This window comes from Lysinibacillus sp. FSL M8-0216 (genome assembly GCF_038595555.1).
GTDB classification, from domain to species: domain Bacteria; phylum Bacillota; class Bacilli; order Bacillales_A; family Planococcaceae; genus Lysinibacillus; species Lysinibacillus fusiformis.
The window spans coordinates 2,933,453-2,957,769 of record NZ_CP152007.1 but is presented as its reverse complement, the minus strand read 5'-3'; the positions used below and the strand labels follow the sequence as shown (position 1 = coordinate 2,957,769).

Annotated in this window: 20 protein-coding genes and 1 pseudogene; 17 read left to right on the top strand and 4 right to left on the bottom strand. The window is 38.3% G+C overall.

All coding sequences use genetic code 11. The features are described from left to right. Nucleotides 1-26 precede the first annotated feature (26 nt). From MKX57_RS14500 to MKX57_RS14440, 13 genes and pseudogenes are all read left to right on the top strand, one after another. Nucleotides 27-821: pseudogene (locus tag MKX57_RS14500) on the top strand (MerR family transcriptional regulator). An 86-nt stretch (nucleotides 822-907) separates the two neighbouring features. Next, the gene (locus MKX57_RS14495) at nucleotides 908-1,711 is read left to right on the top strand and encodes a CPBP family intramembrane glutamic endopeptidase (RefSeq protein WP_090002600.1); all 804 of its coding nucleotides are present in this window, start codon (nucleotides 908-910) and stop codon (nucleotides 1,709-1,711) included. Nucleotides 1,712-2,123: 412 nt separating this feature from the next. After that, nucleotides 2,124-3,317: an argininosuccinate synthase gene (locus tag MKX57_RS14490; protein ID WP_008178318.1), complete on the top strand. Its 1,194-nt coding sequence runs from the start codon at nucleotides 2,124-2,126 to the stop codon at nucleotides 3,315-3,317. An 80-nt stretch (nucleotides 3,318-3,397) separates the two neighbouring features. Next, on the top strand, nucleotides 3,398-4,780 hold the full coding sequence (gene argH / locus MKX57_RS14485; RefSeq protein ID WP_008178319.1) for an argininosuccinate lyase: 1,383 nt from the start codon (nucleotides 3,398-3,400) through the stop codon (nucleotides 4,778-4,780). Nucleotides 4,781-5,975: 1,195 nt separating this feature from the next. Next, nucleotides 5,976-7,259 (top strand): alpha/beta fold hydrolase, encoded by a 1,284-nt coding sequence (locus tag MKX57_RS14480; protein WP_342550374.1) that lies wholly within the window; start codon nucleotides 5,976-5,978, stop codon nucleotides 7,257-7,259. An 11-nt stretch (nucleotides 7,260-7,270) separates the two neighbouring features. Continuing rightward, entirely contained in the window at nucleotides 7,271-7,585 is a 315-nt protein-coding gene (locus MKX57_RS14475; protein ID WP_008178323.1) for a DUF3784 domain-containing protein, read from the top strand. Between the two features lie 130 nt (nucleotides 7,586-7,715). Beyond that, complete coding sequence (locus MKX57_RS14470) at nucleotides 7,716-9,689, top strand: AraC family transcriptional regulator (protein WP_175445548.1); 1,974 nt, start codon at nucleotides 7,716-7,718, stop codon at nucleotides 9,687-9,689. 354 nt (nucleotides 9,690-10,043) lie between these two features. After that, a complete protein-coding gene (locus MKX57_RS14465) occupies nucleotides 10,044-11,231 on the top strand; it encodes a hypothetical protein (RefSeq protein ID WP_089986320.1) in 1,188 nt (395 codons plus the stop codon). Between the two features lie 14 nt (nucleotides 11,232-11,245). Continuing rightward, entirely contained in the window at nucleotides 11,246-12,424 is a 1,179-nt protein-coding gene (locus tag MKX57_RS14460) for an amidohydrolase (RefSeq protein WP_170844138.1), read from the top strand. A gap of 106 nt (nucleotides 12,425-12,530) precedes the next feature. After that, nucleotides 12,531-12,683, top strand: a complete 153-nt coding sequence (locus MKX57_RS14455) for a YpzG family protein (protein WP_004231380.1) — start codon at nucleotides 12,531-12,533, stop codon at nucleotides 12,681-12,683. Nucleotides 12,684-12,803: 120 nt separating this feature from the next. After that, entirely contained in the window at nucleotides 12,804-13,340 is a 537-nt protein-coding gene (locus MKX57_RS14450) for a hypothetical protein (RefSeq protein ID WP_089986322.1), read from the top strand. 20 nt (nucleotides 13,341-13,360) lie between these two features. Next, nucleotides 13,361-13,699 (top strand): cupin domain-containing protein, encoded by a 339-nt coding sequence (locus tag MKX57_RS14445; protein WP_107922512.1) that lies wholly within the window; start codon nucleotides 13,361-13,363, stop codon nucleotides 13,697-13,699. Nucleotides 13,700-13,957: 258 nt separating this feature from the next. Further along, nucleotides 13,958-14,389 (top strand): NUDIX domain-containing protein, encoded by a 432-nt coding sequence (locus tag MKX57_RS14440; protein WP_342550373.1) that lies wholly within the window; start codon nucleotides 13,958-13,960, stop codon nucleotides 14,387-14,389. 50 nt (nucleotides 14,390-14,439) lie between these two features. On the opposite strand, the gene MKX57_RS14435 is transcribed toward MKX57_RS14440, so the two are convergent. From MKX57_RS14435 to mscL, 3 genes are all read right to left on the bottom strand, one after another. After that, a complete protein-coding gene (locus MKX57_RS14435) occupies nucleotides 14,440-15,600 on the bottom strand; it encodes an aminotransferase class I/II-fold pyridoxal phosphate-dependent enzyme (protein WP_089986325.1) in 1,161 nt (386 codons plus the stop codon). A 2-nt stretch (nucleotides 15,601-15,602) separates the two neighbouring features. Beyond that, nucleotides 15,603-16,718, bottom strand: coding sequence for a methionine biosynthesis PLP-dependent protein (locus MKX57_RS14430; protein WP_008180469.1), 1,116 nt, complete (start codon nucleotides 16,716-16,718; stop codon nucleotides 15,603-15,605). 344 nt (nucleotides 16,719-17,062) lie between these two features. Further along, a complete protein-coding gene (gene mscL, locus MKX57_RS14425; protein ID WP_008180473.1) occupies nucleotides 17,063-17,452 on the bottom strand; it encodes a large conductance mechanosensitive channel protein MscL in 390 nt (129 codons plus the stop codon). A gap of 193 nt (nucleotides 17,453-17,645) precedes the next feature. Here mscL and MKX57_RS14420 point away from each other — a divergent pair, with 193 nt between their 5' ends. Then, the gene (locus MKX57_RS14420) at nucleotides 17,646-18,344 is read left to right on the top strand and encodes a lytic transglycosylase domain-containing protein (protein ID WP_008180475.1); all 699 of its coding nucleotides are present in this window, start codon (nucleotides 17,646-17,648) and stop codon (nucleotides 18,342-18,344) included. A 35-nt stretch (nucleotides 18,345-18,379) separates the two neighbouring features. Here MKX57_RS14420 and MKX57_RS14415 read toward each other — a convergent pair whose 3' ends face one another. Further along, nucleotides 18,380-18,637: a GlsB/YeaQ/YmgE family stress response membrane protein gene (locus MKX57_RS14415; protein WP_107922510.1), complete on the bottom strand. Its 258-nt coding sequence runs from the start codon at nucleotides 18,635-18,637 to the stop codon at nucleotides 18,380-18,382. 785 nt (nucleotides 18,638-19,422) lie between these two features. Between MKX57_RS14415 and MKX57_RS14410 the strand changes: the two genes are divergently transcribed. The 3 genes from MKX57_RS14410 to ilvD all read left to right on the top strand — a co-directional run bounded on the left by MKX57_RS14410 (nucleotide 19,423) and on the right by ilvD (nucleotide 23,948). Next, a complete protein-coding gene (locus tag MKX57_RS14410; protein WP_008180482.1) occupies nucleotides 19,423-20,598 on the top strand; it encodes an amino acid deaminase/aldolase in 1,176 nt (391 codons plus the stop codon). Beyond that, complete coding sequence (locus MKX57_RS14405) at nucleotides 20,586-21,908, top strand: D-arabinono-1,4-lactone oxidase (RefSeq protein ID WP_089986327.1); 1,323 nt, start codon at nucleotides 20,586-20,588, stop codon at nucleotides 21,906-21,908. Before MKX57_RS14410 ends, MKX57_RS14405 begins: the two co-directional genes overlap by 13 nt. Before the next feature lie 369 nt (nucleotides 21,909-22,277). After that, complete coding sequence (gene ilvD, locus MKX57_RS14400; RefSeq protein ID WP_107922509.1) at nucleotides 22,278-23,948, top strand: dihydroxy-acid dehydratase; 1,671 nt, start codon at nucleotides 22,278-22,280, stop codon at nucleotides 23,946-23,948. The last annotated feature ends 369 nt before the right edge of the window (nucleotides 23,949-24,317 follow it).

The window sequence follows — 24,317 nt, the reverse complement described above, 5'->3', positions numbered from 1 at the left end:
TACTGGCTAAGAAAAGGGGGGGTATTATGTATACAATTGGACAAGTGGCAAAATTTTTAGGCATTTCTAGAGATACGATCAAATATTATGAGGAAATGGAATTGGTTAAGCCTCAACAAAATAGTGAGAATGGCTATAGAACATACAATCAATTGGATATATATAATTTAACAACCGTCAATTTTTATCGAGAATTGGATTTTGAAATTAAACGAATACAAGAAGTAAGAAAAGGCATGAGTATTGAGGGAATCCAACTCCTATTAGAGGAGAAAGAACAACAGGTGTTAGAGGAGATAGCCTATAAAAACCTACTGTTAAAAAAACTCCAAAATGCACAAGAGGATTGCCAAAAAATTTAACAATACTTAGGTACCTTTACGATAAAAGAAATGAAACCACTAGCCATGTTAGGCGTAATAGACCATTATACAGCTTATGAAGAATATGACGCACTTAAAGAAAATACAGACAGTTTAAAAAAAGCGGTTATCCTGACATCGTTAAGAAGAGTAATACAGTTTAATGAACAAGGCATGCAGGAAGATAAATTTATGATTGTGCGAAAGCTAGAAGAAAACGAGAAAGCGTTACAAGAGCAAGTTTTTTATCATCCTACCTGTTTATATACTGTCATTGAAGATGGAAGATGGTCGACGGGTGGCAAAAATACAGACGACCAAGTGGAAGCAACAATTAGAAGAGTAGCCAAAGAAAATGGCTATGAACTTTTAGGTCTCGTTTATATTAACTTATTACTAGCTACTTTCGAGGGAGGACTAGAACGAATATTTTTAGAAATGTATGTTCCCATAAGATAGAGTGATAGATGGAAATATGTATTGACCTGTGAGCAACCCCCAGGTTTAAGCTGAAAGTATTCAGAACGAAACGGGGGATTTATTATATGAACAAAAAAAAGAAGCTAAAAAGACCAGTAGCGAGTTTCATTATCCTGACTAATATCATCTTTTTGCCACTTTTTTGCCTTGTAGGAGCCGTTAAAATGTTAGGCTTTCCAACATGGGTATTCGATATAGTACGCTGTCTATCTGCATGGTCATCGACTTTTGCCTTTGCCATACTATTTTCAAAAATTTATCCAGGGCAGCATTTTTTACATTTCGTGAAACAAAAATTTAAAAATCAACTTCGATTTTCTGTCATTCTTTCTGTTCTGCTTATTCAAGCCACCATCTTTATGATCATCTTACTTGTTGTTATGAAGAATACTAAAGCTGATGCTATTTTGACTATTTCCTCCTGGGGAATGCTTAGTTATTATTTCTTTAAAAATCTATTATCAGGACCTATAGGAGAAGAATTAGGGTGGAGAGGCTTTGCGTTGCTTGAGCTCCAAAAGAAATATGGGTCATTACAATCTGCAATCATCATAGGATTTTGGTGGGGAATTTGGCATTTACCTATTTGGTTCACAACAGGTTTTACAGGGCTGGAGCTACTAAAATACATCATATTCTTTATGCTTTCCATCATTTCTACGACCATTATTATGACAGCCTTCTATACAATTAATCAAAATTTAATCATTCCTATAATGATCCATCAATTCTTCAATTTTTTTATAGGCATTATAAACGAGAATTTAATTATTTTAATGATGTATAACGCTATCCTGTATTCAATAGTAGCCTTTCTACTTATACTGATGAATCCAAAGAAGGTTTGGTCTAATAAACCTAGCCAATGACATCATAAAGTCAATGTGGTGATTTCCACACTACCGCGGGGGTGAGCGCTTCTCACTTGTAAACAATGAATCAATTGGCTCCCAAAGACCGATTAAGATGAAAATGGATAGTTCGTTTATTTATCCATTAGTAGTGTCACAAGAATCCAGTTTATACATTGGATTCTTTTTTGTTGTAATTTATACAGTATACATTTATGTCTATAGTGAAAAAGCGTTTTTTTGAGTATCTATCATTGATTTCCTTGAGAGTAATGTGTGGGTAAACGGACTTTTTATAAGAAAAATAAAAGACTATTAATTTATAAAAATACACTTGTTTTTATTTTTATAACATGATACTATTCGTGTATAAACTTTTAATTGAATGTATAAACATACATATCTGTAGAGCAATGGAGGCGCATTTTTTATGGCAAATAAAAAGGTTGTACTAGCATATTCAGGTGGACTTGATACTTCGGTAGCAATTCCATGGTTAAAAGAACAAGGTTGGGACGTTATCGCAGTATGTCTTGACGTTGGTGAAGGGAAAGATCTGGAGTTTGTAAAAAACAAAGCTCTACAAGTAGGAGCGATTGAATCTTATATGGTGGATGCAAAGGATGAATTTGCTGAAAACTATGCATTAATTTCATTACAAGCACACACATGGTATGAACAAAAGTATCCATTAGTGTCAGCTCTTTCTCGTCCATTAATCTCGAAAAAATTGGTTGAGATTGCGAACCAAGTAGGTGCGGATGCTGTAGCTCATGGTTGCACAGGTAAAGGAAATGACCAAGTTCGTTTTGAAGTTTCTATTAAAGCATTAAATCCTGATCTAGAGGTATTAGCACCAGTGCGTGAGTGGGGCTGGAGCCGTGATGAGGAAATTGAATATGCGATGAAACATAATGTACCTATTCCTGCAACATTAGATTCTCCATTTTCAATTGACCAAAACTTATGGGGTCGTGCAAATGAAGCGGGCATTATGGAAGATCCATGGGTATCTCCACCAGAAGAAGCTTATGGCTTAACGGTTTCAGTAGAAAACGCACCAAATGAAGCAGAGTATGTGGAAATCGAATTCGTGGCTGGTAAACCAATTGCTTTAAACGGCAAAGAAATGAAGCTTGCTGATTTAATTCAGGAATTAAACGCAGTTGCAGGTGCACATGGCATTGGACGTATCGATCACGTTGAAAATCGTTTAGTAGGTATTAAATCTCGTGAGGTTTATGAAATTCCTGGTGCTAAGGTGTTGTTAACGGCTCATAAGGAGCTTGAAGATTTAACACTTGTCAAAGAATTAGCCCACTTCAAGCCAGTTATTGAGAAAAAACTATCTGAATTAATTTATGATGGTCTATGGTTCTCTCCATTACGTGATGCACTTGAGGCATTCCTTGCCCAATCACAGCAATATGTGAATGGTACAGTGCGTGTGAAATTATTCAAAGGGCATGCCATTGTAGAAGGACGTAAATCACCAAATTCACTATACAATGAAAAATTAGCCACATATTCGAAGGAAGATCAATTCAACCACGCTTCCGCTGTTGGCTTTATCGAACTATGGGGTCTACCGACTGTAGTGAACTCAGCTGTTAATAAAAAGTAATCGTAATAAGCAGGGTGGGGTGAGGCATTTGTGCTTGACCTACACCTTTTGAAAAGTAATAAAGGAAAAGGTGAGCTGACATGACAAAACTTTGGGGTGGACGTTTCCAAAAATCAGCAGAAGCATGGGTAGATGAATTCGGTGCATCCATTGGCTTTGATCAACAACTTGTGCTAGAGGACCTTGAAGGTAGTGTTGCACATGTCACAATGCTTGGCGCAACAGGGATTTTACCAACAGCTGATGTAGAGGCCATACTTAGTGGTCTTGCCCAACTGAAAGAAAAGGCAATAGCAGGTGAGCTTGAATTTAGCATTGCTAATGAAGATATACACTTAAATTTAGAAAAGATGCTCATTGATTTAATTGGTCCTGTTGGTGGCAAACTACATACAGGACGTAGCCGTAATGACCAAGTTGCGACGGATATGCATCTCTTTTTGAAAAAGCGTGTCCAGGAAACGATTGATTTAATTGCTATATTCCAACAAACTTTATTAGTCCAAGCCGAGGAGCATATTGAAACGATTGCACCGGGCTATACACATTTACAACGAGCTCAGCCAATTTCTTTTGCCCATCATTTAATGGCCTATTTTTGGATGCTAGAGCGTGATAAGCAACGCTTCACAGAATCCATGAAACGCATTGATATTTTGCCATTAGGGGCAGGAGCGATGGCAGGGACAACATTCCCAATAGACCGTTTAAAATCAGCAGAATTACTAGGATTTAATGATGTTTATGCCAACTCGATGGATGCTGTAAGTGACCGTGACTTTATTGTAGAATTTTTAAGCAATGCATCCTTGTTAATGGCTCATTTATCGCGCTTTGCTGAGGAAATTATTTTATGGTCTACAGATGAATTTAAATTTATCGAATTGGATGATGCCTTTTCAACAGGTTCTTCCATTATGCCACAAAAGAAAAATCCTGATATGGCTGAGCTCATTCGAGGCAAAACAGGACGTGTCTATGGAAATCTAATGGGCTTGTTAACGGTTTTAAAGGGAACACCATTAACGTACAACAAAGATATGCAAGAAGATAAAGAAGGCATGTTTGATACAGTGCATACGATTCTTGGTTCTCTGAAAATCTTTGAAGGTATGGTTCGTACAATGACTGTCAATAAGGAACGTTTACAGCAAGCTGTTCATGCTGACTTCTCGAACGCAACAGAGCTAGCTGATTACCTTGCTACAAAAGGTATGCCTTTCCGTGAGGCACATGAGGTGACAGGTAAACTTGTGTTCACATGTATTCAAAAAGGCATTTACTTATTAGATTTACCATTGGATGAGATGAAGCGTGAAAGCGAGCTAATTGATTCGGATATTTATGATGTATTAGCGCCAGAAGCAGCTGTCCGACGCCGTCACTCCCTTGGGGGAACTGGCTTTGACCAAGTCAAAATTCAAATTGAAAAAGCCCAAGCTTGTCTAGTTGTCCAACATTAATTTTGCGTGCATGTCCTCGTGACTTTTGCATAGATATTCATTAAAGCTGTCCTGTGAGGCGCTATGAAAACCTTATCCTTTTTCAACAAAGCCAGAGGGTGACGTGAAAAAGAGTACCTTACATACGTGAAGGACAATCCCCAATTCTGGAGACGCGGAATTGGGGTTTTTGTATGAAAACGTGGTAAGAGGACAAAATGCTTGAGCGTTTTTTAAAAGACTTGATACAATTAAGCAATAGATTACAGCAGAAGATGCTACAAGGATGGTCGTATCCAAAGCTTTAGTAGATATAGAATCGTTTACGTAAAATGATTATTGAATTTTCGAATGGTGGTGTCTATGCACGATCAGGACTTAATAATTGTCGCTTCTCAGCAATTGTACATGGTGTAACACCACAAGACCAACATAGATATTCAACGTGGCTTGCATACTGGATGAACAAAAATGGTAGAGGGATTTTTATAAGAAATGATTGTACGCCAAAGAAAAGATTATCATCATGCATAAACAAATGGGCAATGGTTCATAATAAGAGCGGAAACACTTATTAATCTAACCTGATGGGGAGGATGCAGAATGAGTAATAGTCAAACACCCAAAGACCAAGAATCTCAGGAAAGTCCGCCACAACTGTGGATGGTTGAAGCTTCTTAAAGCTTAAGCCTAAAGGTGAAGCAGAGTTCTGTTTCACTGTAGATTAAGGTGAAGCGTAAACCATTCCAGTAAAAAATCAAATAGAAGCAATAAGTGTCCAAGGATCCAGAATTTTTCTGGATCCTTTTTTATGCTGCTTTTTAATGGGGGAGGTGGAGAAACTACAATAATACCTACATTTGACAATGAAAACAATCTGTACTACTCTATATAGAACAGATTCTATTTGATGTCCATTAGCCTATCAATTAATGGAATAGCTGTGCGATTGCTCTAAAGAGCGAAATTATTCCAGTGAATTTTAAAACAATGGAAGTAGGGGTATTATGCTAATAAATAGTAGGCATTTTTGGCACCACCATTTCACCTTTGGAAAAGGGCATTTTTTATTCCAATACATACGATCCATCCTTGTAAGTTAAGAACAATAAGGCATTGGTGGGATAGTCAATTTTGCAAAATGGTGTTACATGACAATCAGTAGGGCAGTATGGCCAATTTTATTAGTAAGTTTCACATAGAGAGGGAGATTAAATTGAAAAAATTGTTTGTGTTATGCTGTACGCTTTTACTTTTAGCTGGCTGTGGGCAAAAGGAAGAGATTGTAGAAAATAAAGAGACCAAAGGGGAAAGTGCCATGAGCGAACAGTTTATTGGAAAATGGGAAGGCAATATTGAAACACCGAATGGACAGCTACCCATCATTGTTGATTTACAGAAAAATAGTGGTACTCTATCCGTGCCAGCACAGGGCATATCTAATTTCCCGTTGAAGAGTGTGAACTATACAGGTGATCAGGTAAGCGTTTCCATTCATTTAAACCGCTCAGTAATTGCTATTAATGGTACTTTCAAAAATGAACAAATAGAAGCTACATTTCAACAAAATGGTGGGACCTTCCCACTTATCTTACAAGCATATAAAGAGGAACCAGTAACTTATGAAACAGTAAAGATTCCCGTTCAGCAAGGTGACCTCATAGTGGCTCTTCAAAAAGCCAATGCGACATCTCCATCACCCGTCGCAGTTATTATCGCTGGCTCTGGACCGACAGATAAGGATGGTAATTCAGTTTTAGCTGGTAAAAATAATAGTTTAAAAATGATGGCTGAAGGCTTGGCTCAGGAGGGAATCACAACTGTACGCTATGATAAACGGGGTATTGGGGATAATCAAGCACTCTTGACGAAAGAAGAAGATGTGACGTTTGACCAATTTGTTGAAGATGCAGTGCAAATCATCCAATCATTGCAGGCTAATAAAGCCTATACAAGTGTTCATGTCATTGGACATAGTGAAGGCTCATTAATTGGTTTATTAGCGGCTCAAAAAACAGGAGTAGCATCCTTTGTTTCGATTGCAGGTGCTGGACGTCCAATGGATGAAGTATTAGTGGAGCAATTAAAAAGTCAGCTAGCGCCAAATTTATTCAAAGAATCAAAGGACATTTTGACAGCTCTAAAGCAAGGAAAGCAAGTGGAAAATATTTCGCCCGAATTACAAGCAGTCTTCCGTCCTTCTGTACAGCCCTTCCTTATTTCCGTGTTAAAGTATAATCCAGCCACAGAGCTTGGAAAAGTAAAGAGTCCTGTACTACTTGTGCAAGGAACGACTGATTTACAAGTGAAGGAAGTCGATGCAGAGGCATTGAAGAAAGGTAACCCTGATGCAACGCTTCTTTATATGGAAGGGATGAACCATGTGTTGAAAAAGGCACCAGAAGACTATGCCGCAAATTTAGCAACGTATGCAGACCCAACACTTCCACTACATGAGGATTTACTACCAGCGATTCAACAATTTATTTATGGAAAGTAGGCTGAGTCACTGTGGGTGTTTTTGTATATTTAATCATCATGCTTCCATTTCTCATCTTTGCCCTTGTATTATCACAGGGGAAAGGAACTTTTTTAATTGCTGGCTTTAACACAATGTCACAAGACGAAAAAGATACGTATGACGAAATAGCACTTGCAAAATTTATGGGGAAGATGATGTATGGCTACTGTTTTTGTGTACTTTTATGGGTGCTAAATGAACTATTTCACACACAGTGGTTATTTATTGTCGGTCTTGTTCTTTTTGTAGTGCTTACGATTTTTTTAATGATCTATATGAACACAGGCAATCGATTCAAAAAATAAACAATACAAAGAAGGACTTGATCGCAACAATGACAAGTCCTTCTTTGTGTGAGAATCATTATCATTTATCAAGAATTCTGTTAAACTAGAGCCATGTCAATGGTTAAACTAGAAGGAGTGCTTGAGCTAAATGAAATTAAACGACCATATACTTTTGTGGAATCACGCGTACATTAAAATCATGGATATACGTTTTACAATGATGGAACAAGGAGAAGCATTCGGCCCTTATCCATTGCCTACGAATGCCTTTCTGTATACAAAAAGAGGCGATGCTCAAATATGGGTCGATAAAAATAGGCATTTGGTACAATCCTTTCATGCCTTTCATGCAGGCAAAGGGGTCTGTATACAGATTGTAGCAGAGAAGGAATTTGAGTATTTTCTGATTTTCTATAAAACCACTCTACCGTTACCAAATCGACAAGAAATTGTAGCTTTGTTGGAAAACGACAATCCGTTTCAATACCAGTATGCTTTCGCACCAGCTAATCCACTTACTCTGCTTGATAAAGTGGAGCAAATGAGTACGGTTTGGCTACAACCCAATGAAAAAGAGCTGAAACGTTTACATATAAAAGCATTGTTTTATCAATATATTTATGAATTACTACGACAAATGCATGCCCAGGGAATTCACCCTATAAAGCCAGATATAGTTACAGAAGCAGTTCGTTATATAGAGGAACATTATCAGAGGCCATTGACACTTGAAAAGCTGGCTCAGGAATTATCTTGTAGTGTAGGTTATTTATCTAAGTTATTTAAAGAAAAAATGCATACTAGCCCGATTCATTATTTGGGTGTAATACGTATAAATAAAGCAGCAAAATTGCTAGTACAAACAGATGCGACATTGCAGGACATTGCGGATCATGTTGGTTATCCAGATGGCTATTCATTAAGTCGAAGCTTTAAACGACATAAGGGCATTTCTCCAGCTCAATTTAAAAGAGCGTGGAAACAAAAAAGCGAAGATGAAGAATTGCCACTTTGGAGAAGAAGATATGCTATTCTCCCCAATCATATCGAATGGTATATTGATGATGAAATTGAAAATCATTATCAACGAAAGGGAGCAAGCGAAATGTCGAAGTTTAAAAACATGAAGGTAACGGCCATGACGTTGTTTATGTGTCTATCATTATTATTAGCTGCATGCTCAAATGCAACAACTACAAATGGAGCCACACCAGCTGCCAATCAAGAAACAAAGGCGAATAGTGGACAAGAAGTGATGCAGGAAGGGAAAACAAGAATTGTTTCTACGCCAAGAGGTGATGTTGAAATTCCAGCACAGCCACAGCGTGTAGCGGCTGATCAATATATGGGACAACTATTAAAGCTAGGCATTATTCCAATCGGGGTTCGTGAAGGAATGTTAACGGAAGGGTGGATAGAAAAATCTGGTATTCCGCAAGAAACACTCGATAAAATTGAGAATTTAGGTAATTTTCCAATGAACCCGGAAAAACTCATTATGTTAGAGCCAGATTTAATTATTGGATCAATTGAAAAAAATATTGAACAATACGAAAAAATAGGAACGACAGTTTTTATCCCGTATTGGGAAGAACTTTCAACGGCAGGGCCTTTGGAAAAATTCAGAAGAATTGCTGAAGTATTTGGTAAAGAGCAAGAAGCGGAGGAATGGATAAAAGGATATGAACGCAAGGTAGAAGATGCTCGAGAACAAATAGAAGGTATCATTAAGGAAGGCGAAACGGTGTCAATTGTGCAATTAAGCCCTACAGGTTTGTTTGTGTTAGCTGCTGAGGGTGGGAATTATGGTAGTAATACCATTTATCAGATGTTGAAATTACCTCCTACAGAACAAGCATTAAATATGAAAGAAGGCTTTGAAAATATTTCGTTAGAGGTGCTGCCCGAGTATTTAGGTGATCATGTATTTGTCTATGTGAATTCGCAAGAAGATGCGGAGGAGATATTGAATAGCCCTATTTGGCAAGGAGCCCCTGCTGTGAAAAATGGCAATGTCTATATGTATGGTGAATTCGATGATGAATTCGTCATGGAGGATCCATATTCTTTAGATCTTCAGCTAGAGAAAGTTGTCAACGTTTTATTAGAGAAGAAACAGTGACCAACATAACCTGAACTTGTTTTAGCATAAACATAAACCCTCCTCGGTGGCTTGTTTTAGAGGAGGGTCTATGCTGCGATTGGTCCTAATGACAATAATTTATGCATGTTGTATGACTATTTTATATATATTAATAGCATAGAATTTATGAAATGAAGTAGAGCCTATTAAGCATGGTTCTACTTTTTATCAATATTTAAAAAACTGAATATTTAGGAAATTAAAAATTTAATGTCGCGAATATGCTCGAAAAAGGGCTAATTTTCTTCTTTTCTGTAAAAATAGAATTTTTAGAATAATAAGTATTATTATAGAGGACATTAAAAAATTAATAGGTAAGGAGAATTATTTAATATGTCTCAAATGTTAGCACTGACGATAGTACTTGCTATTCTTTACATCGGAGATATTGTCGCAACAAGAACAAAGGCTTGGATTCCATCTGTGTTCGTCTGTGCGGTATTATTTTTAATTGGCTATTGGACGTTTTTCCCGAAAGATATTGTTAGTATTGCCGGGATCGGTCCAGTAGTTGCCACGATGTTAATGTATTTATTAATTACCAATATGGGGACACTTCTGTCACTCAAGGAATTGAAAAACCAGTGGAAGGCAATTGTCATTTCATTGGCCGGTATTGTAGGAATTATTGCTATTTTATTTACTATTGGCGCCATGATTTTTGATTTGAAAACAATGATTGTGGCAGTTCCACCATTAGTTGGAGGAGTTGTGGCTGCATTAGTCATGTCAGAAGGTGCCTCGGCAGCTGGCTTAGAGGATTTAGCAGTTTTTGCAATTGTTATTTATGTCATTCAAGGATTTGCAGGCTATCCGATTACTTCAATTGTATTAAAACGTGAAGCAAAACGTTTATTAAAAGAACACCAACAAGGTAAGCTACATACGATTTCACAAGTGCAGGAAGAAGAAAACGCTGCTACTGAACAGCCTAAATTATTGAGGAAGATACCTGCAAATTACAATACAGAATATTTTAAATTTTTCCGTTTAGCGCTTGTTGGTTTATTGGCCTACGGTACATCGACCGTATTAGCTCCAATTGTGACAGTTAATGCACTAGTACTGTGCTTAGTATTTGGTGTACTCGCTTCAACAATTGGTTTTTTAGAAAAACAACCGTTACAAAAAGCAAATGGCTTTGGCTTTGCCATTATGGGCTTAATGCTCTTTATATTCGACGGCTTAAAACAGGCAACCCCTGAAATGCTAATGCGCATTATTGTACCGTTAGTTGTTTCGATTGTCCTAGCTGTAGTCGGCATGTATATTTTCTCGTTCATCGCAGGGAAAATATTAAAAGTTAGCCCGAACTTAGCGTTTGCAGTTTCCTTAACAGCGCTATATGGTTTCCCCGCAGATTATATTTTAACGAATGAAGTGGTGAAATCATCGACGACGGATGAAAAAGAGCGTGAAATGCTGCTCAGTCGTATGCTGCCACCTATGCTTGTTGGAGGCTTCATTAGTGTAACCATAACATCGGTTATTTTAGCGGGTATTTTCGTCAATTGGTTATAAAAAAGGAGAGAGTAATCATGACTACTATTAAACCTATCATTGCTGATCTTAACAGCGAGCTTGTGGCAATTCGTCAAAAATTACATAGTGAGCCTGAGCTTTCGTGGGAGGAATATGAAACAACGAATTATGTAGCAGCTTATTTAGATAAGCTAGGTATTCCTTATAGACGAACAGAACCCACAGGTATTATTGCTGAATTAAAAGGGAACAAGGAAGGAAAAACAGTTGCCCTACGAGCGGATATGGATGCCTTATCCGTTTATGAAATTCGAGAGGATATTCCATATCGATCTAAAACAAATGGAAAGATGCATGCATGTGGTCATGATGCCCATACAGCCATGCTATTAATTGCCGCTAAAACTTTACATGCAGTCCGTGACGAAATAGAAGGGACAGTTCGATTTATTTTCCAGCCTGCTGAAGAAGTTGCTACAGGGGCAAAAGCAATGGTTGAGCAAGGCGCTATGGAAGGTGTAGATAACGCATTCGGTATTCATATTTGGTCACAAATAGACACAGGAAAAATCCAGTGCAATAAAGGACCTGCGTTTGCCTCTGCTGATATTTTTAAAGTAACTTTCAAAGGTCAGGGTGGTCATGCTGCAGCGCCACATGATGCTATCGATGCAGTGATGATTGCTTCGACCTTTGCGTTGAATGTTCAAACGGTTGTATCGCGTACGGTCAATCCACTTCGACCAGCTGTCTTAACCATTGGTAAAATGGATGTCGGTACCCGTTTCAATGTAATTGCCGAAGACGCTATTTTGGAAGGAACTGTGCGTTGCTTCGATCAAGACGTTCGTACGCATATGGAAGCACAAATTCGCCATTATGCTGATCAAGTTGCAACACTCTATGGTGGAACAGCTGAGGTTATTTATGAATACGGTACTCAAGCCGTCAACAACGATACAGCTAGTGCCGACTTAGTTGAACGTTTAGCAATTGAGCATTTTGGTACTGAAGCTTATCATTTAGACGACCCAACGATGGGTGGCGAGGATTTCAGCTTTTATTTAGATGAAGTGCCAGGCTGTTTTGCATTAGTAGGTTCTGGAAATACAGAAAAAGATACACGCTGGGCACATCATAATGGCCATTTCGATATTGACGAAGATGGTTTGCGCATTGGAACAGAATTATATGTGCAATATGCGTTAACTTGGCTACAAGAAAATAAATAATATGAAAACGTAAGCGGTTATTTTCGTCGTTGTATAATTCCATCCTAGCTGGTCATAATAAAAAAGATTTCACTTATGAAATCTATAATGATGAGGAGGATGAAAAATGAGTAGGTTCGAACAATTAGACCCCAAATCTCAAAAAATCCACCGCAACTGGTCAAGGATTAAGCGATCAAAATCGCAAGTAAACGGGGAAACGGAGATCACTCTTCATAACCGTCTCTTGCGAAGCGAAGCAAAGGCCCGTCAGTTTTAATCATGCTAGAAAAGTAAGTGTCATCAAGCCCAGAAATTTTCTGGGCTTTTCTTTTTGTGTAAAATTTAATGTATGATAATACTGAAAAGGAATTGAATAAAAAGGGGAGTGAAGCCAACTATGAACAATCTTATTCCTACTTATTTACAGCATGTCACAACAAGGATTCAACAGCCAGAAGGGGTCGAATCACAATTACAGCTTTGCTCTACTTTAAATAATACGCAATTTGAAATTTGGTATTATGGTGATTTATTAGCCTTAGAAGGGGAGGTTTTACCATTCATTTCAGGTTCGACTGCTAAAATCGTTGCCAAGGACCCTTTAACAGCAGAGGAAATTTTGCTTTTTGATGCGACTCTACACGGTTATAATGCGTTGTTTTGTGATGACTATACAGAAGAACAACGCGGCAACCGTCCTCTGCAGCTATATAATATGCCCGCCACTGAGGTTATCTTATCATTTTTTTATAACATTGATTATGATGAAGAAGTGGATGACTATGAGGTCGATGAACAAGGAAATGTACAGTTAATGAATGGTGAAACAACAGATTGGGAGACGGTAAAAAGAAATGGCTATGATGCATTTGTTTTTTATTACAAAAAAGAGGATGGAACATTATTAGCATTTGCCCAGGAAGAATTAGCTTAGCGTGAAAGGAATTAAATTCAATGCAACTATTTCATTTTTCTCAAGATTTAGCGAATCAAATTCACTCTTATGAGTCCATAAATGCGTATTATCAAAAAATCATGAAAACGGCAGTTCCCACGAATATAGGCTTTATCTATATTGAGCCAAATGGTGTGGTAGGCATGCATGAAGCACCTGTACCACAATTATTGATTGTTATTCAGGGTGAAGGCTGGGTTTGTGGTGAGGATGGAAAAAGAGTCGATATTGAAACAGGAGATGGCGTTCTTTGGCAACAAGGACAAGCACATGAATCTGGCAGTACAACAGGATTAACAGCGCTTGTTATTCAGGCCGAACAAATTAATCTTACATAAAGAAAACATGTGGTAGCGTACTGGGCAAATAGCAGAATGCATAAGACTGAAAAATGTATGCCAATTCCTGCTCTGATGAGAATAGTCCAATAAGACCCTCAAAAATAGGTGACTAGAAGCCGGCTTTGAATAGTAATTTCTTGTACGAAAGTAATGTCATTTTCTTGCATCTGACGTATAATAGATGTCAACACTTTTCACCTGCAATTCCAATTTTTATCTTTATTGTAAAGCACAATTAGATAGGGGGAAGACTTCATGGAAGTAGTTGAAAAAGCATTTGGCTATATTACAAGAGAGCATGGGGAGCAAATTCAAGTTCTCGTATTTGAACAAAATACAGTAGGGGCAGGTATTCAAGTTCCTAAAGGTACGATTGAACAAGGGGAAACACCGTTAGAGGCCGTAAAGCGGGAGATGCTGGAGGAGACAGGCCTAACAACACTTGTTGTTCAAGGGTTCATTGCACAGGATTACTTTAACAATCCATCAGGTGTTTTACAGAAACGTTATTTTTATCATTTAACTACCTCCGATGAAACAATGGAAACCTGGCAACATTATCCTACTGGGTTGAATGAAGCAGATTTACTTTTTTCTTTTTACTGGATATCAGCTGAGCAGGATACTTTGTTAGCAAAGGGGCATGGCGATTATTTATATCGCCTATTGGCTAAGGTGAAAAATTGAGCGTACATTAAAACCGCGTCATTAATGGCGCGGTTTTAATGTTTATTCGATTAAGCCTTTGCAGCGACCTCTAAAGCCTGTGCGAAATCGTCTATTAAATCATCTACATGCTCGAGTCCTACAGAAAAACGTAAAAGTCCGTCTGTGATCCCACGTTTGGCACGTTCCTCAGGCTCCATAGCGGCATGGCTCATCTTTGCCGGATAGGAAAGAATGGATTCCACACCACCAAGTGAGACAGCGAAAACTGGGATTTTCATTGCCTCGACTAATGCTTTTGCGGAAGCATAGCTTGGTAAGCGGAAAGATAAAACTGCTCCAGAGCTTGTACTTTGACGCTGATGGATGTCATGACCTGGATGTGAGGATAGTCCAGGGTAATAGACTTGTTCTACCAGTGTATGAGTTGCTAAAAACTCAGCAATTTTTTGAGCAGATTGTGTAGAACGGCTAAAACGGACATCTGTCGTTTTAATGTTTTGCAAGAGTGTAAATGAATCCTGTACACCCAAAATATTGCCAAATGAATTTTGGATAAAGTATAAGTCCTGTCCTAGCTTTTCATCAGCTGTGACTGTTAATCCTGCAATAATATCAGAATGCCCCGATAAAAACTTCGTCGCACTATGAATAACGACATCAACACCTAGTTCTAACGGACGTTGATGTAATGGCGTCATAAATGTATTATCCAAAAATGTGAGACATCGGTGTTGTTTCGCCAGCTCTACCACACCACGAATATCGGTAATGCCTAACGTTGGATTAGATGGTGTTTCCATATAAAGCAGTTTTGTAGCCGGCGTTATTGCAGCTTCCACGGCTGCTAAATCCGTGAAATCTACAAAAGTGTGGGAAATCCCAAAGCGTGGTAATACCTTTGTCACAAAACGATATGTTCCACCATAAACATCTTCAGTCATGACGATATGGTCGCCCTGTGATAACAGCATTAAGGCGGCTGAAACCGCAGCAATCCCTGAAGAAAAGGCATGGGCACGAACTCCACCTTCAAGCTCTGCTATCGCTTTTTCTAGAGCATCACGCGTAGGGTTACCGGAACGCGCATAATCATATTCGCCAAACTCATCTATACTCTCTTGGTGGAAAGTAGAGGAAAGGTACATAGGAACATTGACTGCCCCTTTTTTATTTGAGTAGCCATCACGAACACCCGCATGAATGAGGCTAGTTTCAATATGTTGCTTCATCATTATGCCTCTTTTCTTAGGATATCAAATACTTGTTGTAAGTCTGCAATTAAATCTTCTGCTTCCTCAATACCAACTGAGAAGCGTAGTAAACGATCACAAACGCCACGTTCAACTCGTTCTTCATAAGGCATATCTGCATGTGTTTGAGTAGCTGGATATGTAATAAAGCTTTCCACACCCCCAAGACTTTCAGCAAAAGTGATTAACTTTAAGTTACGAAGGAATGGGTCAATCCATTCTGGTTTTTGTAAACGAAATGACAGCATACCACCTTTTCCTGTATAAAGGACATCTGTAACTAGTGCCTCTTCCTCTAAGTAAGCAGCAATAGCTTTGGCATTGGCATCATGTTGCTTTAAGCGAAGGTGCATTGTTTTTAAGCCACGAATAAGTAACCAAGAATCCATAGCACCAAGCACCATGCCACTACCATTATGAATAAAGCCAATGCGTTCAGCTAATTCTGTGCCTTTAGCTACTACGATCCCAGCTAAGACATCATTATGTCCGCCAATATATTTTGTTGCGGAGTGAAGCACAATGTCTGCTCCCAAATCAATAGGACGTTGGAAGTATGGTGTATAGAATGTATTATCTACAATTAACAAAGCACCGTGTTTATGTGCAAGCTCAGCATACACTTGTAAATCAAATTCCTGCATAAGCGGATTCGTTGGTGTTTCGATGAATAATGCACGTGTATTTTCATTTATTAATGCTTCTACCTGCTCCACTGATTCGAATTTTGAATAAACAGGCTTAATATTATATGTCTCTTGGAAGAAGTTAAATAGTCTATATGTACCGCCGTATAAATCATCTGGCACCACTAATTCATCGCCTGGTTTAAATATAGATAATACTAATTGGATGGCAGCCATCCCAGAGCTACAGGCAAAGCCCATATCGCCACCCTCTAAATCAGCAAAGCCTGCTTCTAAAAGAGCACGGGTTGGATTTTTTGTACGTGTGTAGTCAAAGCCTGTAGATTCTCCGATCCCAGCATGTTTATAAGCCGTTGATAAATGAATAGGTGGACTAACCGCTCCCGTTGTTGGGTCACTTAAATTACCTAGTTGTACAAGTTTTGTTTCAATGCTTCTGTTTAATGTCATGACGTCACTCTTTTCTCCAATATTATGTAAAGCGGGACTATTCGCTTTTCATTTAATAGTAGTAATCTCAATAATTGTTACCAATTTAACATGGATATTCAAGAAGAACAAGGGTGATTTCAGAAAATTAGCTAGATTATTTTATGTTAATCACGTAGGAATAGTAGGTTATAAAGGGGGATGGATCATTTCTATGTCTGACAATGCGGCTTCCCTGGGAAGTAAGTTCATTAATCGTTGAGGGAGCAGTGTGGATTTGAAGAAAAGCCATTGGAAGTATTTTTCTGCTAATGAAAAAAAATCTGCCTCATTGAAATGAGACAGATTCGAAGTAGCGATAGATATTAGGCTTGTTCCTTTTTTAATAAATCGCGGATTTCTTTTAGAAGCTCTTCCTTGGCATCCAGCTCAGGAGTGGGTTCTTCCACGACTGCTTCTTCCTTTTTATTGGTAAGCTTCGTCATAATTCGTAAAGCCATAAAAATTGCAAACGCAATAATTAAAAAATCAATAATTGATTGTAAAAATACGCCTAATTTGATTTGGGCGTCACCTGAGCCGTAGACAAAGCTTGCTGTTAAATCAATACCACCTGTTAACACACCAACTAATGGCATAATGATATTTTCAACTAAGGAGGTTACAATTTTACCGAAAGCACCACCAATGACAACTGCTACTGCTAAATCGATAATATTGCCTTTCATCGCAAATTCTTTAAAGTCTTTCCACAAAATAAAATTCCTCCCTATTATGATCCATAAAATTAATCAATTTGTATTTTACTATATTTTTCCCAAGTCTTTCAACTGCTTTCGTAGTGGAAATGATGTCCTATGCTGCTAGGTTGTATGACTTAAAAAATTTCGCAACTTATTTCGGAAAATTTGGTAATATGGAAGTAGACTACTAGATTAGGTGTGACTTATGGCTAAAAAAAAGAATAACAAACCGATGTTATCACCCGCGACAAAATTGGGTATGATAGCATTATTGATTCCAATTGCAATAACTGTATACGTCCTTACTTTTTTTGCTTGGAAGGAGCTTCAAACCTTACCGATTTTTGAAAAGCTTGCTCAGGAAAAGGCGATAGAAGAAATTCAGGAGCATTTTGATATAAGCATTCCTGAAAAATTTATTCCTGTATACATAGCGGCGGAGGAGAAGTATGGCGTACCTTGGACCTTACTTGCTGCACATCATCGCATTGAGACTCGTTTTTCGACAGTGAAAACGATGGTATCGTCAGCAGGTGCAGAGGGGCATATGCAATTTATGCCTTGCACATTTGTTGGCTGGAAGCATCCCACTTGCTCAGGTTTAGGGAAGGGCGATATATCCAAGACTGAACTAATGAGCCCGCAGACCATTGCGAAATACGGGGGATATGGAGTTGATGCAAATGGCGATGGGGTTGCTGATCCATATGACATAGAGGATGCAGTTTTTAGTGCAGCTAATTACTTGTCGAAATATGGTGCTGCACAAGGTGAAATTAAAAAGGCAGTTTTTCAATATAATCACAGTGAGGAATATGTGGAAGATGTGTTGTCTTACTATCAATTGTACAATGCTTATCACGATGAGTTAAAAGCAGCAGTTCTTTTACATCAAGAAAAATAAAGAGCCATCACATTGGATGGCTCTTCATCGCATATTTAAGTTGCTTTACGCATACCTTTGAGAATAAGGCTTACGATAAATATCAGCACGATAGCACCGATTAACGCAGGGAATACGTAGAAATCACTAACTCTCCAGCCCCAGTTCCCTAAAACCATACTACCGACCCAAGAACCGACAATCCCCGCAATAATATTTCCAATGATACCACCAGGTACATCCTTACCTAAAATTACGCCTGCTAACCATCCAAGAATCCCTCCGATGATTAAATACCAAATGAAACTAATCATATTTCTCATCTCCTTAAAGTTAAGATATAATGGCGATTACTTAGTTATACCCTGAATGAAGCAGATTAAACGTTGCCATCTTTTTTTGTAATAATTACATGATTTTATCCGGCTGTCTTTAACCTTGCAGCTCTTTCACCATGTCAATTGATCGTTAGCTGGAGTGACAGCCAAATCATCTGCATAAATTGTTGTGAAAATGCCTACATTACATATAACAGCTTTTATATGATACATACACCGATTATCGCTTACTTCTATAGTATGTTTGCGCATTCAAATCGTACCTAAAATACATTCATCTACTTTCGAAAGAAATGAATGAGCCTTTTCTAAAATTATTTGCAAAAACAGCCTATTCATTCGTAAAAATTTTTTTGATTCATCACCTCAATCGCCCATGCATAAATTTATTTAGCACATTGCTAATAGGTAGTCTTTTTAAATGGGTAATTTTCCATTATTTGAATAGTTTGAAAAATGAACTAAAAAAGAATATAATGTGAAAAAGGAGTGTGTTATATATGAATATGGCTGTAATGAAACGATTAAATCGTCAAGGTTTACTAATTGCGGGCTTGCATTTGTTAGTTTTATTAAATCTAGCAGCAGATTTCCTCTACGCATCGTAATCAATTTAATAGAAAGGTGAATGAAATGTTTGTCCCATTTTAAAAACAACCGTGTAGGCATTGTTAGTTAACTGCTCACGGTTGTTTTTATTTTGATTAAAGGAATTATTCTATTACATGTCTAATACTTAGTACTTAAAAGGGAGGGATTAAATGACAACAAGATGGGATCAACCGTTTGGTCATTTGGAACGGCCATTTGCGTGGTTGGATTTTGATGCACTTGATAAAAATATTCAAATTGTACAGGGTGCATGTGGGGGAAAACCAATTCGTCTAGCAACAAAATCGATTCGTTCAGTTGAGGTGCTTCGCTATATTCAACATCAGCTTGTGAATGTAGTAGGGTTTATGACTTTTACAGCAGCAGAGACAATTTTTTTACTACAGCAGCAGTTTGATGATGTATTACTGGGCTATCCAGTGATGGAAGAGACGGCTATACGTCAATTATTACACTTTGTTCAAGAGGGGAAAACCGTTACGTTTATGGTTGATCGACAGGAACATATCCAACTATTAGCGAAGTTAGGGAATGAAATGGGTGTGCGTGTCCCAATTTGCATCGATATTAATGTATCAAATGATTTCAAATTATTGTACTTTGGTACGAAACGTTCATCATTATATTCCCTTGAGATGTTAACTCCATTTTTGCAAGCCATAAAAAATAATCCTTCTATTGAAGTAGTAGGGGCCATGGGCTATGAGGCGCAAATCGCTGGTGTTGGTAATCGTCCAGCGAATGTATTAAAGGGTAGAGTAATAGAAGCCATGCAAGCACAGGCGAAAAAGCAGGTCACTCAATTTCGCCGATTAGCTATCGCTCATATTAAAGCCTATTTTCCAAATTTACGTTTTGTTAATGGAGGAGGCTCAGGTAGTATGACTTACACAACTCAGCAGAAAGAAGTGACTGAAATTACGGTTGGTTCTGCGTTTTATGCCCCTGCTCTGTTCGATCAATTTACCCATTTGCAGCTTGAAAAAGCAGCCGGATTCGCCTTACGTGTCACGAGACAGCCTGAAAAAAATATCGTTGTTTGTCATGGAGGGGGATATACAGCTTCTGGTGCGATCGGTAGTGATCGGTTACCTGTATTCTATGAACCTACCAATTTTGCATATCTTAGCTTAGAAGGGGCAGGAGAGGTGCAAACGCCGATTAAGGTCAAAGGGAAAAACATTGAAATTGGCGATACCATTTATTTTCGACATGCCAAGGCTGGGGAGCTTTGTGAACGATTCCAATTATTACATGGTGTTCGAGGGGACAAGTATGTAGGATCTTATACAACATACAGGGGGGATGGACAATGTTTTCTATAGAAAAATGGAAGAATGGAGAAAAATGGACTAACTGGGCTGGGAATGTTATTTCCTATCCAAGTGAAATGTATTTACCGCATTCCATTGAAGAAGTTTCAATGATTGTTAAACATGCACGCGAATCTGCAAAGACGATTCGTGTTACAGGTGCAGCACACTCGTTTAGCGCTGTGGCAATGCCGGAGCATATAGCTATTTCCTTACATAATATGCGCGGGTTAATCGCTGTGAATGAGGAAAAGCAGGAGGCTACATTATGGGCTGGAACCTATTTATATGAAATTGGACCAATGCTAGCAAAGCATGGATTTGCATTAATTAATATGGGAGATATTCAGGAGCAAACTATTGCAGGTGCCGTATCAACGGGGACTCATGGCACAGGTGTTACACTTGGTTCCTTATCCTCAGCCGTGATGTCGTGGGGATTTGTAGATGGGACGGGAACTTATCAGGAGCATCGACGAGGATTGGATGATTTGTCTGAAGCACTTCATGTAGCGCTAGGAATGCTCGGTATTCTTGTTAAAGTAACGATTAAAGTCATGCCATTATATGGTCTGCATTATGTGGGGGCAAGAGATACTTTAGCTAATGGACTCACCGGGTTTGCGGAGGATATCCAACAACATCGTCATGTGGAATGGTTTTATTTCCCTGGTAGTGAGACGATTCAAGTAAAGCGAATGAATGTTGTGGCTCCTGTCTATCAAAGCGAATGGAATAAGAAAATAGAGAACCTCAAGTTACAAATTGTAGAAAATGGTGCTTTTTTTGCCATGTCTGAGCTGTGTAAGTGGAAACCAGCTTTAAGTGGTGCCATGAGTAAAATAGCAGCGGCTAATGTGGTGGAAAGTGAAAAAATAGGTATAAGCTATGAAATTTATCCTTCACCTCGTAGTGTGAAGTTCCAGGAAAGTGAATATGCCATCCCATTATCTCAATTTGAAGCTTGTCTAGAGGAAATTCATGCAACCTTTAAAAAGGGTGTTTTTAATGTTCATTTTCCATTAGAATGTCGAACAACTGCAGGGGAAGCAGGTTTTTTAAGCCCTACACAGGGGCGTGAATCAGCCTTTATCGCCTTCCATATGTATAAAGGAATGTCAGAGGAGCCCTATTTTAAATGGGTGCATACGTTAATGCAGAAATATGAAGGTCGACCACATTGGGGCAAACAACATCATTTAACCGCTCAAAAGGTTTATGAATTATATCCTGAAATTGAAAAATTTTTAAACATTCGACACCAATATGATCCCGATCATGTGTTTTTTACAGGATATTTAAAAAAATTATTTCTATTGTAAGCGCTATCTCCTTTTCCGCCCTTTCCAACTCTTTGTTCATATTTAGAAAATTATTGTTCTATATTTTTGAAAAATTAAAATATGAACGAAATGTCAAAATTTTTATCAAAGCGAGATAAAACTGATGCTTAATCAGCATGTAAACGATTTCAATTTTGATAGATTTTTTTAATTGTTTAAACAATTCAAAAAATAGTGTTGACGAGACCTTTTTTTCGTACTATGATAACAACAATTTAACACGTTCGTTACAGCAATAGTACTCTAGAATGCTGTTATCTATAAACAAAAAATAAATAGACAGAAGATTTTGATTTTGTATATAGCAACGAACATAGTATGGAAAGCAATAAATGAGGGGCGTTTAAAATGAGAAGTGACATGATAAAAGTAGGCGTAGATCGAGCGCCACATCGAAGTCTTTTATATGCAACAGGCAAAGTAAAAGCAAAAGATTTAGGCAAGCCATTTATTGGGGTTTGTAACTCTTATATCGACATAATACCAGGTCACGTTCATTTACGTACGTTCGCTGATGTTGTAAAAGAAGCCATTATTGAAGCGGGTGGTATTCCATTCGAATTTAATACAATTGGGGTCGATGATGGTATTGCAATGGGGCATATTGGTATGCGCTATTCATTACCAAGTCGTGAAATTATAGCAGACTCAGCTGAGACGGTTATTAATGCACACTGGTTTGATGGCGTATTTTATATTCCAAACTGTGACAAAATTACACCAGGTATGCTTATGGCAGCAGTTCGTACCAACGTACCATCAATTTTTGTGTCTGGTGGTCCAATGGAGGCCGGTACATCTGCATCAGGCAAACAGCTTTCATTAACGTCTGTTTTTGAAGGTGTCGGTGCTCATAAATCTGGAAATATGTCTGCCGAAGAGCTATTAGATATTGAAAATAATGCTTGTCCGACTTGCGGTTCCTGCTCAGGGATGTTTACCGCAAACTCTATGAACTGTTTAATGGAAATGCTAGGTGTTGCTTTACCAGGTAATGGAACAATCGTAGCTACTTCTGAAGAGCGTCATAAGCTCATTAAAGAAGCGGCGAAACAATTAATTCGTATGGTAAAGGAAGATATTAAGCCACGCGATATTATTACAAAAGAGGCAATTGACGATGCTTTTGCATTAGATATGGCTATGGGTGGATCTACTAACACGGTTCTACATACATTAGCCATTGCCAATGAAGCGGAAATAGATTACAACATTGAGGATATTAATAAAGTTGCAGAACGAGTACCTTATTTAGCAAAAATCATGCCTGCTTCCGATATTTCAATGGATGATATTAATAAAGCTGGTGGCGTTAGTGCCATTATTAATGAATTGGTGTCTATTCCAGGTGCTATACATCCTAATCGTCCAACAGTGGCAGGAGTGACAATGGGTGAGTTAGTTAAAGATCATCACATTACGAATAATCAAGTCATTCGAACGAAAGAAAATCCATATAGTGCTGTAGGTGGTTTATCGGTGTTATTCGGTAACATCGCACCAGAAGGCTCCGTGATTAAAGTCGGCGCAGTAGATCCTTCCATCCAAGTATTCAAAGGTCAAGCCATCGTTTTTGATTCACAGGAGGCAGCACAAGAAAATATTGATAATGGAATAGTGAAAGAGGGCCATGTCGTCGTCATTCGCTATGAAGGTCCTAAAGGTGGCCCAGGAATGCCGGAAATGCTGGCACCAACATCTGCGATTCAAGGTCGTGGCCTTGGTACAAAGGTGGCTTTAATCACAGATGGTCGTTTCTCAGGGGCATCACGCGGTATTTCAATCGGACATATTTCACCAGAAGCTGCTGAGGGTGGTCCAATTGCTTTAGTAGAAGACGGAGATATGATTGAAATTGATCTACCAAATCGTACGATTAATTTACAAATTTCAGAGGAAGTTTTAGCTGAACGTCGAGCAAAATTACCAGTCTTTGAGCCTAAAATCAAACGAGGTTGGCTCGCAAGATACTCAAAATTAGTGACGAACGCTTCCACTGGTGGCGTTATGAAGATTTAAAACTAGATAAATGAAAACGTTGATGAGGTTAAAGGTTCTAGAGCCTTGTATCTACCAGAGAGCCGGTCGTGCTGGAAGCCGGCGATACAACTAGATCCGACATCCCCTCGGAGTGAGCTATTAAACGTGTTTACACCATTAGATAGCTTCGGGCATAGTCGAAAGTGCTCGTTATTAATGAATAAATGTTTTATGACACCCTATTGGATGCGGTATATTCCGCATGGGTGCACATAAATGCTGTCATTTATTCGCGAGGTAGCAATTATTTGCTATAAAAAAGGGTGGTACCATGGAAAGTCTTTTTCATCCCTACGTAAGGTAGTTCTTTGCGTGTGGAGAAAAAGGCTTTTTATTATTTTCATAATG